The sequence below is a fragment of the Halovibrio salipaludis genome (assembly GCF_002286965.1).
Lineage (GTDB): Bacteria > Pseudomonadota > Gammaproteobacteria > Pseudomonadales > Oleiphilaceae > Halospina > Halospina salipaludis.
This window is the reverse complement of sequence record NZ_NSKD01000001.1, coordinates 196,729-210,449: the sequence shown is the minus strand read 5'-3', so window position 1 is coordinate 210,449 and position 13,721 is coordinate 196,729. Positions and strand designations below refer to the sequence as shown.

Genomic DNA, 13,721 nt, shown 5'->3' with positions numbered 1-13,721 from the left:
GCGTCGTTCCCCCGCCTGCTGCTCTGGGGCCTTGAAGGCTCTGAAGCCGATCGCCTTGCCAGAGCCTGTTCGCTTGCCGGTTTCCCCGGCCCAGAGATGACATCAGCACTGAGTCGGGAGTCGCTGATAGGGCTTCTCGATGATGGAGGGGTTGATCTTGTGGTCCTGGGGGAGAACGGGGGTGATCCGGCTGGATCTCCCAGTATCCTGACGGACCAGGTGGTTGCGGAACACCAGGCAACCGCTTTCCTGGTTATTGGCGCCAGTGAACTCCCGGAACGTCTGGACGGGCGCTTCAACCTGCGGTGCCTTCCGGAGCCGGGCAGTGATGATGAACTTCTGGTGCGGGTACTGGCGCAGCTGCTCAATGAAATCCGGCTCTGGCAGCATTCCACCCTGTTCAAGGCCTGTGTTGAAGCCAGTGCCAACGGCATCGTCATTGTGGATGCTCGCGCCGATGACATGCCCATCGTTCATGTCAACCAGGCCTTTTCCCGGATTACCGGGTATGAGCCGGAGGAGGTCCACGGCTGTAACTGCCGTTTTCTTCAGGGCAGTGATCGCAAGCAGCCCGGGGTGGACCAGGTGCGGATGGCCATCCGGGCCGGCAAGCCGGCGCTTGTGCAGATGCGCAACTACCGCAGGGATGGCTCACGCTTCTCGAACGAGCTCCAGGTTTCACCGGTGCGTGAGAATGGCGGTCAGATCACCCATTATATCGGGGTCATCAATGATGTGTCCGCGCGCATGGATGCGGAGTCGGCACTGGCCTATCGCACGAGTTATGACGGCCTGACCGGGCTTCCCAATTTTGAGCAGTTCAGGAGCCGTGTCGGCCAGGCATGCGAGGAATCCGGGCATCACCGGCACGCCGTGGCACTGACGCTGTTCAATATTGATAACTTCAAGGCGATTAACGCTACTTTCGGGGCCGGGGCTGCTGATCAGCTGCTCAAGGCTGTGGTGGACCGTGTGACGCCACTGCTTGGGCGCAGTGACCTGCTGGCACGCCTGAGCGCGGATGAGTTCGCCATTCTCCAGACCGACGTTCTGGGGAGCCACGACGTGAGCTCGCTGGTGGATTCCGTGGTTTCGGTGCTGGCCATTCCCTTCCGTCTGGAGGGGCAGGAGCTGTTTGTGACCGCCAGTGCCGGTATCGCGTGGACTGGCGAGAATGTCGAGGGCGCCGATGAGTTGATGAGCCACGCGAGTCTGGCGCTTCGGAACTCCAAACAGTGTGGCGGTGGTGGCTACCGCTGGTACAGCATTCTGCTCGCTGAAGAGGTGGAGTGGACGCTCAAGCTCCACAACCAGCTGCAGCACGCTTTGAGCGAGCAGCAGTTCGAGCTCTATTATCAGCCGGTTGTGGAGGTCCGAAGCCAGGAGATCGTCGGCATCGAGGCTCTGCTGCGCTGGCACCATCCGGAGCAGGGCATGCTGTCCCCGGCCGACTTTCTCCAGGCGATCGAAACCGGTGGCCTCATGGTTGAGGTTACGGACTGGGTGCTCCGGCAGGCCTGTACCGATCTGAACCGGCTGATGGAGGAAACCGGACGGATACTGTGGGTCTCCGTGAACATCTCGCCCAACCATTTTGTGCGGGGTGATGTGGTTTCCTCGGTCAAGAGCGTACTGGAAAGTACCGGTCTTGAACCCGCCTGCCTGAACCTGGAGCTTGTTGAGTCGACTTTCCTGTCGTTTGACGAGCCGGTGCGCAGGGCGCTTGATGAGATCCGTACCCTTGGGGTCGGCCTGATGATTGACGACTTCGGTGCCGGTTTTTCGAGCCTGAACTACCTCAAGAAGGTCCCGGCCTCGAGGATCAAGATCGATCGCTCCTTTATCCGGGATGTTGTCTCGGACAGTGCCGATGCCGCGATCACGCGGGGGGTCATCGCGCTTGCCCACAAGCTGAACCTGCAGGTAGTGGGAGAGGGGGTGGAGGACCGCTACCAGCTGGCATTCCTGCTCCGCAATCACTGCGATCTGGTGCAGGGCTTTCTGCCCGGGCCACCCATGCCCTTTGAGCAGCTGCGAACCCATGAGCTGAGCGCTGAGACCCGGGCGGCGTTCGCCGAGGTACACGGGCGTGAATCGGGCAATCAGGCCAGCCGGCGACTGTTGATCCTCGATGACGAGCCCAACATCCTCAAATCGCTCAAACGGCTCCTGAGGCGGGATGGGTATGAGATCCATACGGTTACGTCGGCGCAGGAGGCGTTGAACCTGCTGGCCCTGTATGAGTTCCAGGTGGTGCTGTCGGATCAGCGCATGCCGGAGATGACGGGGACTGATTTCCTGAGTCGCGTCAAGGAGCTCTATCCGGACACCATCCGCATAGTCCTTTCAGGCTATACCGATCTGGATTCCGTGACCGATGCGGTCAATCGAGGGGCGATCTACAAGTTCCTGACCAAACCCTGGGACGATGAGCAGTTGCGGAGCCAGATACGACAGGCGTTCCTGCATCATGCCGCGGTTCTGGAGGATACGGAGAGCTAGAGGGCAATGCCCCACCGTTGGTGGGGCAGTCGGAAACCCGCTTACTTGAGCTTGGTTTCCTTGTACGGAACGTGCTTGCGGACAACCGGATCGTACTTTTTGATCTCGATCTTGTCCGGAGTGTTCCGCTTGTTCTTGGTCGTGGTGTAGAAATGACCGGTGCCGGCACTGGAAGCCAGTTTGATCTTCTCGCGCATGATGTTCTCCTCAGACCTTCTCGCCGCGGGCACGCAGGTCTTGCAGGACCGTTTCGATACCCTTCTTGTCGATGGTGCGCAGACCCTTGGTGGAGACGCGCAGTTTTACGAAGCGCTTCTCGCTTTCCACCCAGAAACGGTGGGTCTGCAGATTGGGCAGGAACCGCCGCTTGCGATGGTTCATGGCGTGTGAAACGTTGTTACCGGTGGCCGTGCGCTTACCGGTCACCTGACAGACTCTGGACATATTCGGCCTCCAACTGAGCGTTGGTCATAATGATTGAAATCGAATCCCGCGCCCGGTGGTGCCCCGCAGCCTTCGTTGCACCCGCTGACGGCTCGCGCCTGACGCTCCCGGAAAAGGCCGGTTTTATACCAGAAAAGGCCGGTTGACGCAAAGATTTTCGTTCTCAGAGGTGCCCGGTTTCCGCCATCGAGGTGACCTCATTATGCCCCACAATCATGTGATCCAGAACCCGTACATCGATCAGGCCCAGCGCGGAACGCAGGCGTTCCGTGAGGTTCACGTCCGCGCTGCTGGGCTCGGCGACACCGGAAGGATGGTTGTGCGCCAGTATCACCGCGGCGGCGTTGGTCTCCAGTGCCCGACGGACCACTTCCCTGGGGTAGACGGCCGCGCCGTCGATGGTGCCGTTGAAAAGCTCCTCATAACGGATCACCCGATGGCGGGTATCCAGGAACAGGCAGGCGAACACCTCGTGGTGGCGGGTCACCAGTTTCGATTTCAGGTAGGTCCGGGTTGCGGCCGGTGAGGTAAGGGGTTCGCCGCTGGTAACCGGGGACTCCATGACCCGCTGGGCCATGGTCAGCGCGGCCTGGAGCTGGGCGAACTTGGCAGTGCCCAGGCCGGGCGTCTGGCAGAAGCGTTCCGCCGAGGCGCCGGTGAGTGAACGCAGACTGCCGAAGCTGCTGAGCAACTCGCGGGCGAGGGTCATGACCGGGCGGCCGGCGCTGCCCGTGCGCAGGAAAATGGCCAGAAGTTCCGCATCCGTGAGGCTGTCCGGGCCCAGGTGCAGCAGCTTTTCCCGCGGGCGTTCGGTAACAGGGAGATCTTTCAGTGACATGGCGGCTCCTTCGCTGATGGTTCCTGATCCTTCAGAGCACCGCCCTCCAGGCGGTGAGCCCTGAGTCTAGCGTCACCACTTCCCGCTGCCAATACCGCCCCGGGATCTGGTATCTTTGACGGCAAAACAGCACCCAGAGGCGACAGTGGGCAAACGGATTCTTCTAGGCGTAACCGGTGGCATCGCCGCCTACAAGAGCGCAGAGCTGGTGCGTGAGCTGCGCCGCCAGGGGCACGAGGTGCAGGTGGTGATGACCGCGGGCGCGCACGCCTTCGTGCAGCCGCTCACTTTCCAGGCCCTGAGCGGCCACCCGGTGCGCGAGAACCTGCTGGATCCGGACGCGGAAGCCGGCATGGGCCACATCGAGCTGGCGAAGTGGGCAGAGCTGGTGCTGGTGGCGCCCGCCTCGGCGGACATCATGGCGAAACTGGCCTGTGGGTTGGCGGACGACCTTCTTACAACCGTCTGCCTTGCCACGGAAGCCCCCATTGCGCTGGCTCCGGCCATGAACCAGGCGATGTGGCGCAATGCCCGCACCCAGCGCAACCGGAGCCTGCTCGCGGAGGATCCCCAGTTCCGGCTCTGGGGGCCGGAAGCCGGGGATCAGGCCTGTGGCGACACCGGGCCGGGGCGTATGCTGGAGCCGGCGGTGCTGGTGCAGGAGGTGGCGGCCCTGCAGGAGCAGCCGCTGGCGGGGCTCCGGGTTGTGATTACTGCTGGCCCCACGCGCGAGGCGCTGGATCCGGTCCGCTATATCTCCAACCACAGTTCCGGCCGCATGGGCTTTGCCCTGGCGGAGGCGGCCGCGCAGCAGGGGGCGGACGTGACCCTGGTTGCCGGCCCGGTTGAGCAGCCCACGCCGATGGGCGTCACGCGTCTTGATGTGACGTCCGCCCAGGAAATGAAGACGGCAGTGGACCAGGCGGTTGCGGCTGGCACGGACTGGTTCATTGCCACGGCCGCTGTGGCGGATTACCGCCCTGTGGCGGTGGCCGACCAGAAGATGAAGAAAAAGGCTGGTACCGAGGCCCCAGTGATCGAACTGGCGGAAAACCCGGATATCCTGGCCGGGGTGGCGGCGCGCGCGGAACAGCGGCCGCTGACCATCGGCTTTGCCGCCGAGACCCGCAACGTGGCCGAGTACGCCCGCGACAAGCTCACCCGCAAGGGGCTGGACCTGATCGTGGCCAATGACGTCTCCACGCCCGGTCTCGGCTTCAACAGTGACAGCAATGCGGTTGAGGTGTTCTGGGCGGACGGCAGCGAGCGGTTCGAGGCACGCCCGAAACGCGAACTGGCCCGGGATCTGATCCGCCTTTTCCGGTCACACCAGAGCAACCGCTTACCCCAATCCTGAGAGGAGCACCTGCCTGCCATGGCGAACCAATCCATAGAACTCCGGATCCTTGATGAGCGTCTGGGCGACAGCATCCCCATGCCCGACTACGCCACGGGGGGATCCGCCGGCCTGGACCTGCGGGCCTGCCTTCAGGCATCGCTGACGCTGGAACCGGGTCAGACCGAGCTGCTGCCCACGGGTATGGCCGTGCACATTGCCGACCCGGGCCTGGCGGGCATGATCCTGCCGCGCTCGGGCCTGGGCCACAAGCACGGCATTGTGCTGGGGAATCTGGTAGGGCTGATCGACTCGGACTATCAGGGTGAGCTCATGGTCTCCTGCTGGAACCGGGGCCATAGCACCTTCACCATCGAGCCCGGTGACCGTATCGCACAGTTCGTGGTGGTGCCCGTGGTGCAGGCCGATTTCCGGGTGGTCGAGACATTCAGTGCCTCCGAACGTGGCGAGGGTGGTTTCGGTTCCACCGGTGGCCAGTAGTAGGATGCAATCATCGGGCAGGCATCTATACTGGCCTCCAGAGCCCTCCCAGACCCAAGGATGACACCATGAAATTCCGACTCAGAAAGGCCGCTTCAGGGCCGGAATCCGAATCAGCCGATGCCCGTTCCTTTCCCCTATCCCGGGTGCCGGTGTTGCAGTCGCTGCTGGCTGTGGCCGGGCTGGCCCTGGCGGGCGTGCTGATCAGCTTCTTCCTGGTCGCGCCGGCTGAGCAGAAGGTGCAGCAGAACAACACCCGGGAGCAGGCGGATGTGCTCAAGGCGCGCTTTGACCAGCACCTGAATTACCTGCACGACGTGGTTGCCTCCTTCGCGGCCCAGGAATCCATCCGGGCCGCTGCCAGCGGCAGTGATGACAGGGAGGATGCGGCACGGATCCTCCAGGATACCCTGCCCGCCGCGGAAGCCGTTTTCCTGTTTGAACCCGGGGATGTCAGCCAGCCCGAGGACCGCAGCTGGGAGCTGGGCTTCGCCAGTATTGATCTGGCACGTCAGGCCGAGCGTGAAGGCGATACGCGGATGGATGCCTTCCAGCGGGACGGCCGCTGGTTTGTGCAGATCGCGGCGCCGGTTGGCGGCACCAGTGGTGGCAGCCTTCTGGTGATCTTTGATGATTCGGTGATGGATCCAGTGCTCTCGGTGGCCGGGGTTCTGGAAGGCCGCGTCGTACTCAGTCAGCGGGTGGACGGGCGTGATGTGCCGGTCTTTGCCCGCGGAGGCGGCCAGGGTGAAGGGGTTGCCCGGGATCTGGCGGTCAGTGGCTGGTCGGTGCGCTATGTGCCCACCTCCGGAACACCGCAACTGGTCGCGCCGACGGCGCTATGGGGCATGCTGGCTGTCGTCGCGGTGGTCATCCTGGCGGGCCTGTGGCTGGTCTTCGGTCAGCTCCAGAAACAGCTCCGGCAGGATGTGTCCGGCCTGAGCCAGTGGGCCCAGAAAGCGTTCGCGGGTGACCGGGCGAAGCCGCCGGAGCTGCGCATCCCTGCCGCGCGGGCTCTGGCCGAGACCCTGCAGCGGCTGGCACGGGAGCGCCCCTCGGCATCCGCCAGCACGGGCAGTGCCGGCACCAGGAAAGCCGCACCGGGCGACGCCGCAACGGCCCCTGCGGCCGAGGCCGCAGGGGAATCCGATAGTGACAGCGAGCCGCTGTTCGGGGATGATGCGCTCGACATTGACATGCTCGACGGTGACGAGGACGTGCTCGGACTCGGAGACAGTGACAGCAGCGGAGGCAGCATGGGGCTTGAGGAAACGGCGGCGGTAACAGTGGATGTCCCGGATTCCATCTTCCGGGCCTATGACATCCGGGGTGTGGTGGGCGACAGCCTGACCCCGGAGATTGTTGAGACCATCGGCCGGGCCATCGGCAGCGAGGCCCTCAGCCGCCAGCAGCAGAGCATCTGCGTGGGCTACGATGGGCGCCATTCCAGCCCGGATCTGGCCGAGGCGCTGACGCGTGGCATTCTGGCTACGGGCGTGGATGTGATCAGTATCGGCCGGGTGCCGACACCGGTTCTGTATTTTGCCACCCACCACCTGGAGACCGGCTCCGGTGTGATGATCACCGGCAGTCACAACCCCCCGGAGTACAACGGCCTCAAGATGATGCTCGGTGGCGACACCCTGGCGGGGGATGCCATCCAGGCCCTGCTGACCCGGATCCGAAACCATCAGCTGGAGGAGGGGCAGGGCCAGCGCAGTGAGCGTGATGTGCGCAAGGCCTACATCGATACCATCGTCGGCGACATTGCCGTGGCCGCGCCGCTGCGGGTGGTGGTCGATGCCGGTAACGGTGTGGCCGGTGAACTCGGCCCTGAGCTGATCCGCGAGCTCGGCTGCGAGGTGACACCCCTGTACTGCGACGTGGATGGTGATTTCCCCAATCACCACCCGGACCCGGGCAAGCCGGAGAATCTCGAGTCCCTGATCCAGACCGTGAAGAAGGAAGGTGCGGACCTGGGCATTGCCTTTGACGGCGATGGTGACCGCCTGGGCGTGGTCACCAACAGCGGCAAGATCATCTGGCCGGACCGCCTCCTGATGCTGTTCGCGCGGGATGTGGTTTCGCGCAACCCGGGTGCTGACATCATCTATGACGTCAAATGCTCGCGTCGTCTGGCCAGCGTGGTGAACGAGTACGGCGGCCGTCCGGTTATGTGGAAGACCGGTCACTCCTGGATCAAGGGCAAGATGAGGGAGATGGGCGCGCTGCTGGCGGGTGAGATGAGCGGGCACATCTTTTTCCGCGAGCGCTGGTACGGGTTTGATGACGGCCTCTACGCCGCGGCCCGCCTTCTGGAGATTCTTGGGATCGAGGACCGCGAGGCGGACGCCATCTTCGAGGAATTCCCCGAGGATGAAAGCACCCCCGAGATCAACCTGGCGGTTTCCGATGACGACAAGTTCGCACTGATCGAGCGCCTTGCCAGCGGCGGTGATTTCGGCGAGGCGAGCATTACCGACATTGACGGCCTGCGGGTGGACTACCCGGATGGCTGGGGGCTGTGCCGTGCCTCCAACACCACGCCCAACCTGGTGCTGCGTTTCGAAGCGCAGAACGTTGAGGCGCTGGAGCGCATCAAGGGTGTGTTCCGGGAACAGCTCGGCAAGGCGGAGCCGTCACTGCAGATTCCGTTCTGAGCATTCAGGAGACAGAGCATTCCATGACCATGGATCGTGACACAGCCATGCAGGTGGCCTCGGTACTCAGCAAGGGGCTGCCCTACATCCAGCGCTTTACCGGCAGGACCATCGTCATCAAGTACGGTGGCAATGCCATGGAGAACGAAGAGCTCAAGAACAGCTTCGCGAGGGACATCGTCCTGATGAAGCTGGTGGGCATGAATCCCATCATCGTCCACGGCGGTGGTCCCCAGATCGGGGAGCTTCTGGAACGGCTGGAGATCCATTCCGAGTTCATCAACGGTATGCGCGTAACCGACAGCGAGACCATGGACGTGGTCGAGATGGTGCTGGGTGGCCGGGTGAACAAGGAGATCGTGTCACTGATGAACCAGCACGGTGGGCGTGCGATCGGCCTGACCGGCAAGGACGCCAGCCTGATCCGGGCACGGCAGCTGGAAGTCCGGGATCCCTCCCCGGAGGTCACCCGCTCGGAGATCGTCGACATCGGGCATGTGGGCGAGGTGGTGTCCGTGAATACCGAGGTCATCAACATGCTCACCGCCAGTGACGTGATTCCGGTGATCGCGCCCATTGGCGTGGGTGATGACGGCAAGGCCTACAACATCAATGCCGACTCCGTGGCCGGTCACGTGGCCGAGGCGCTGCAGGCGGAGAAGCTCATTCTCCTGACCAACGTGGCGGGGCTCCAGGACAGAGAGGGCAATGTGCTGACCGGGCTCACCGCTGAACGGGTGGATGAGCTGATCGCGGACGGCACCATCCAGGGCGGTATGCTGCCCAAGATCCAGTGTGCGCTGGATGCCGTCAAAGGCGGGGTGACTTCCGCCCACATCATCGATGGGCGTGTGGCCCATGCCACGCTGCTGGAGATCTTCACGGACGAGGGCGTGGGCACCCTGATCACGCGGAGTTGAAGGCTTCCTTGTCCAGTGGTGCGAAGTAGGGGGCGTACTGCTGGATCCATTCCGCGGCGGCCTGGTCCAGGGTCAGGTAACGCCCGTTGTGGACCACCTGATCCAGGCGGTACTGCTGGATATGGCAGGCCTGCTCCACCAGCCGCATCCGGTAGGCGTCCGCGTTGTCCTCGAATGCCACACCCACCTCATAGTGATCCCCACAGGCCTCGCACCAGGCGATATGGCCGTCCATGCTGGCAGCGGGTGTGCAGCAGCTGATGGTGATGCGTATCGGCGTGCCCCTGCGCCATGGCTGCCGGGAGGAGAAGGCAACCCCGCCGAGGCTGAGATTGCGCAGCTCTTCGTGGTAGTGCTCACCTTCGCGCGGCTTCACGTCAATCGGCATGTCGATGGGATGCCGGATGAAAGTCCGGCCCGGGTGGTGGTGCGCGTTCATGGCGCCTCCTGATCAGCGGTGACAGTTATCATCTGTCTCCTGCCCCTACTATAGTGAATTCCATAATTTTTGCCTCAGTAGAGGGCCGGTTTGTGCGACGGTTGCCGCATTATCGACAATGGATCAGGTACGATACGATGATCAGCACGTTCTGCCACGCCATGACCCCGGATGGTCAACCATGAAACGAATCTTCGGCGCCCTCGTGATTCTGCTGTTCCTGGCCGCAGGCGCCTATTACACCACGCTCTGGTACGGCGCACGGACAGCCGCGTCGGAACTGGAGGATGCCGTCAGCCCCTGGGGCAACCTCCACTGGGATGCGGTCCGCCCAACCTGGGATGGCCGTGTGACGCTCCAGGGGGTGCGGTGGCACTGGTTCGACATCACCCGGCCGGTACGCGCCAGGCAGGTCACCCTGGAAGCGCCCGGGCTGCTGGCGCTGCCGGCCTGGCTTGTCGGGGGCGAACAGCCTTCCCGGTGGCAACTCCATGTGGATGACCTGGAACTGGTGGTTGAACCGGATCTTTTCCGGCCCTGGGCCCGCAGTCGCCGGGCGCTTTCCCTGAAACGCCACCCCCTGCACTTCCACGGCTGTGGTGAGCAGCCGGCGCTGACGCCCGCGGATCTCCTGCGCATGGGCGTGGACCGGATCAGCGGAGACATCGAGCTCCAGGACATGGGGAGTGGTTCGGGCGAATACCGTTACCGGGCGGAAATGGATGCCGGTCGTCTCGGAAGTCTTTCCCTGGCCTGGCAGGCGCAGGATCTGAAATTGCCGGTGGTTTCGGGCGGGCGTGGCGTACCGGCCCTGCCGCGGAAAGCGGAACTGATTGTCCGGGATGCGGGGTTGATGCGGCGCCTGTCCTCCTTCTGTGCAGCGGCGGAGGACGAGCCGGTCGGGGAATGGGTCCGCCGCGCCTCCAGTCACTGGAGCCAGGCCATGACCGGCCAGGGCCTGGCGCCAACCGACGCCACGACGGAACTCTACCGGCAATGGCTCCTTGAGGGGGGCGAACTGACTTTCAACTGGGCGCTGGCTGGCGACAACTGGCCGGAGAGCGGGCTTTCGGCGGCGCAGTGGCGTGAGACAACGGGGCTGCAGGTTGTCCATAACAACCGCGAGCTGGATGATATCGGGTTCCACCTGAGCGAACCCAGCGACCCGCCGGAAGAGACAGAGCGCGCACCGCTGGTGCAGATGGAGGAACCGGCCCCGGAGCCAGCCTTCCGCGAATCCGACACAGAGCGCGCCGGTGCCTGGATCGACCGCCGTGTACGCCTCAGGCTGGCCTCGGGCCGGAAGGTGGAAGGGCAGCTTGTGGCCCTGGAGGAGGGGCAGCTGCATATACGGCGGACCCTGGAGGGCGGATCCGTGGTGGCGCCCTTCCCGGTAACAGACGTTGAGCGGTTTGAGGTCTGGCGGCGTGCCGATGACATGGGCCGGCCCATATCCGATGGCGACAGCGGGCCGGGTCTGGAGGACTTCCTGAACCCGGAGCTCGGGAAGATACAGCCGATTCCGCCGGCATCCGACTCTCGGGAGGATTGATATGCAGCGGCCGATTCCGGACATCCGGGGCATGCTTGGCGAGCTGGTTGCCTTGCCCTCCATCAGCAGCGTGAGCCCGGAGTGGGACCGCAGCAATGAAGCGGTGATCACCCGCCTGGCCCAGTGGCTGGGGGAGCTGGATTTCCGGGTGGAGACCATGCCTGTACCCGGAGCACCGGGCAAATTCAACCTGATCGCCACACGGGGTGAAGGGCCGGGCGGACTGGTGCTCTCCGGGCATACGGACACTGTGCCCTTTGATGACCAGCGCTGGCAGAGTGACCCCTTCGCGCTTACCGAGCGTGATGACCGCTGGTACGGCCTCGGCACCTGCGACATGAAGGGCTTCTTCGCCCTGGCGCTGGAGGCGGCCTGGCGGACGCGCGGGCAGGAGATGGCGGAACCGCTGGTGATCCTGGCCACGGCGGATGAGGAGAGCGCCATGGGCGGGGCCCGGGCGCTGATTGAAGCCGGTCGCCCGAAGGCACGGCATGCGGTGATCGGCGAGCCCACGGAGCTGCGGCCGGTGCGCATGCACAAGGGCATCATGATGGAACGGCTCGTGTTCCGGGGGCAGTCCGGCCATTCCTCCAACCCCGCGCTGGGGCGCAATGCCCTGGAAGGGATGAATGAGGCGCTCACGCGCATTCTGGCGTACCGGGATGAGCTGCAGAGGAGTCATCGCCATCCCGGATTCCGGGTGGACTACCCGACCCTGAACCCCGGCCATATCCATGGTGGCGACAACCCCAACCGCATCTGCGCGGAATGCGAGCTTCACTTCGACCTGCGCCCGCTGCCGGGGATGGATCCCCAGGCCCTCCGCCGGAGCATCCTGGAGCGGGTGGGGCCGGTGGCGGAGAAGCGGGGCCTCACCTGCACGTTTGAACCCCTGTTTGACGGGGTCCCCCCGTTTGAGGAACCGGAAACCACCCGGCTGGTGGGGATCTGCGAACGTCTCACAGGGCATGCGGCGGAAGGCGTTGCCTTCGCCACCGAAGCGCCCTTTCTGCAGCAGCTGGGCATGGAGACCCTGGTGCTGGGGCCGGGCTCCATTGACCAGGCCCACCAGCCGGATGAATTCCTGGCCCCCTCCCAGATCGAGCCCATGGTGACTATACTGACCGGTTTGATCGAACAATGCTGCGCCAAGGGAGGAAATCCAGGGTGAGTGATCAAGACTGGCTGTACTGGTTCCGCCATTCCGCGCCCTACATCAATGCCCATCGTGGCCGGGTGGTGGTCATCACCCTGGGTGGTGACGCGCTGGCGCATCCGAACCTGACCACCATCATCCATGACATCGCCCTGCTGGCGAGTCTGGGCGTGCGGCTGGTGGTGGCTTTCGGCGCGCGGCCGCAGATCCGCGAGCGCCTGGATGAGGCGGGCGAGACCTCCGGCTACCAGGGGCGCCTGCGCGTGACCACGGAAACCCAGCTGCCGCTGGTACTTGAGGCGGTTGGCCGGGTCCGGGCGTTGCTGGAAAGCCACCTTTCCATGGGGGTGGCCAACTCCCCCATGCACGGGGCCCAGATCCGGGTGGCCAGCGGCAACTGGCTGACCGCCCGCCCCATTGGCGTGGTCGGGGGCGTGGATCACGGCTACACCGGGCGGGTACGCCGGGTGGACGCCACCAGTATCCGTGAGCAGCTGTCGCTGGGGCAGGTGGTCCTGCTGCCGCCGCTGGGCTACTCCGCCACCGGTGATGCCTTCAACCTCTCCCACGAGGAGGTTGCCGGGGAAGCTGCGGCGGCACTGGAGGCGGATAAGCTCATCCTGTTCAGTGGTCGCAGTGGCATCCCGGATGCCAGCGGTGAGCTCATGCGGGAAATCAGCGTTGCCCGGGCCCGGGAGCTGCTCGGCGAAGGCCATCTGGGCGAGGATGACGCGGCCGCGCTCGATGCCGCGGCCAATGCCTGCGACCGCAATGTCCGCCGTGCGCACATCATCAGCTATGGGCGTGAAGGTGCCCTGCTGGAGGAACTGTTCACCCTTGACGGTCTCGGTACCCTGGTAACTGACGACGATTACGAGCACATCCGCTTCGCAACGCCCGAGGACATCAACGGCATCCAGGACCTGATCCAGCCGCTCGAGGCCAGGGGGATCCTCGTCAGTCGCCCCCGGGACCTGATCGAGACCGAGGTTGACCGTTTCCTGGTGGACGAGCGCGACGGCCGGGTGGTTGGCTGCGCTGCCCTCTACCCCTATCCATCCAGTGCCATGATGGAGCTGGCGTGCTTTGCCGTGAGCCCGGACTACCAGGGGGGCGGGCGCGGCGATCGCCTGCTTGCCATGGCCGAACGCCATGCCCGGGCGGAAGGGCTGGGCGAACTGTTCGTCCTGACCACACAGACCTCCCACTGGTTTGCGGAGCGCGGTTTTGAGCTTGTTGGAGCGGATGCCCTGCCACCGGAAAAGCGCCGTGACTATGACGCAGGTCGCAATTCCCGGATTTTCGTGAAGCAACTCTGACCTGCGGATTACCGCGACACGGAAACCCGTAATGGTCTCTCCATGTGGTATCAC

The 13,721-nt window shown here is 64.2% G+C and carries 12 protein-coding genes; 8 read left to right on the top strand and 4 right to left on the bottom strand.

The window, feature by feature from the left end; genetic code table 11:
- Positions 1–96 precede the first annotated feature (96 nt).
- On the top strand, positions 97–2,502 hold the full coding sequence (locus CK501_RS01025; RefSeq protein ID WP_158223006.1) for an EAL domain-containing protein: 2,406 nt from the start codon (positions 97–99) through the stop codon (positions 2,500–2,502).
- A gap of 41 nt (positions 2,503–2,543) precedes the next feature.
- On the opposite strand, the gene rpmG is transcribed toward CK501_RS01025, so the two are convergent.
- The 3 genes from rpmG to radC form a co-directional block, all read right to left on the bottom strand.
- Complete coding sequence (rpmG, locus tag CK501_RS01020) at positions 2,544–2,699, bottom strand: 50S ribosomal protein L33 (protein WP_077529635.1); 156 nt, start codon at positions 2,697–2,699, stop codon at positions 2,544–2,546.
- Positions 2,700–2,709: 10 nt separating this feature from the next.
- Positions 2,710–2,946: a 50S ribosomal protein L28 gene (gene rpmB / locus CK501_RS01015; protein WP_077529634.1), complete on the bottom strand. Its 237-nt coding sequence runs from the start codon at positions 2,944–2,946 to the stop codon at positions 2,710–2,712.
- 163 nt (positions 2,947–3,109) lie between these two features.
- Positions 3,110–3,784: a RadC family protein gene (radC, locus tag CK501_RS01010; protein WP_095615866.1), complete on the bottom strand. Its 675-nt coding sequence runs from the start codon at positions 3,782–3,784 to the stop codon at positions 3,110–3,112.
- A gap of 145 nt (positions 3,785–3,929) precedes the next feature.
- On the opposite strand from radC, the gene coaBC reads away from it, so the two are divergent.
- The 4 genes from coaBC to argB all read left to right on the top strand — a co-directional run bounded on the left by coaBC (position 3,930) and on the right by argB (position 9,201).
- Positions 3,930–5,141 carry a bifunctional phosphopantothenoylcysteine decarboxylase/phosphopantothenate--cysteine ligase CoaBC gene (gene coaBC / locus CK501_RS01005; protein WP_095615865.1) on the top strand — a complete coding sequence of 404 codons (1,212 nt, stop codon included), beginning with the start codon at positions 3,930–3,932 and terminating at the stop codon, positions 5,139–5,141.
- A gap of 18 nt (positions 5,142–5,159) precedes the next feature.
- Positions 5,160–5,621, top strand: a complete 462-nt coding sequence (dut, locus tag CK501_RS01000) for a dUTP diphosphatase (protein WP_095615864.1) — start codon at positions 5,160–5,162, stop codon at positions 5,619–5,621.
- 68 nt (positions 5,622–5,689) lie between these two features.
- A complete protein-coding gene (locus tag CK501_RS17140; protein ID WP_095615863.1) occupies positions 5,690–8,281 on the top strand; it encodes a phosphomannomutase/phosphoglucomutase in 2,592 nt (863 codons plus the stop codon).
- Between the two features lie 23 nt (positions 8,282–8,304).
- Complete coding sequence (gene argB, locus CK501_RS00990) at positions 8,305–9,201, top strand: acetylglutamate kinase (protein WP_095615862.1); 897 nt, start codon at positions 8,305–8,307, stop codon at positions 9,199–9,201.
- Here the strand turns inward: argB and CK501_RS00985 are convergent.
- Positions 9,188–9,640 carry a PilZ domain-containing protein gene (locus CK501_RS00985; RefSeq protein WP_095615861.1) on the bottom strand — a complete coding sequence of 151 codons (453 nt, stop codon included), beginning with the start codon at positions 9,638–9,640 and terminating at the stop codon, positions 9,188–9,190. The genes argB and CK501_RS00985 overlap by 14 nt on opposite strands.
- A gap of 181 nt (positions 9,641–9,821) precedes the next feature.
- Here CK501_RS00985 and CK501_RS00980 point away from each other — a divergent pair, with 181 nt between their 5' ends.
- From CK501_RS00980 to argA, 3 genes are read left to right on the top strand one after another with little or no spacing between them, the layout of a single operon-like run.
- Positions 9,822–11,192, top strand: coding sequence for a hypothetical protein (locus CK501_RS00980; protein WP_095615860.1), 1,371 nt, complete (start codon positions 9,822–9,824; stop codon positions 11,190–11,192).
- Position 11,193: 1 nt separating this feature from the next.
- The gene (gene argE, locus CK501_RS00975) at positions 11,194–12,363 is read left to right on the top strand and encodes an acetylornithine deacetylase (protein ID WP_095615859.1); all 1,170 of its coding nucleotides are present in this window, start codon (positions 11,194–11,196) and stop codon (positions 12,361–12,363) included.
- Positions 12,360–13,667, top strand: a complete 1,308-nt coding sequence (argA, locus tag CK501_RS00970; protein WP_095615858.1) for an amino-acid N-acetyltransferase — start codon at positions 12,360–12,362, stop codon at positions 13,665–13,667. The genes argE and argA overlap by 4 nt, the downstream gene beginning before the upstream one ends.
- Positions 13,668–13,721 lie beyond the last annotated feature (54 nt).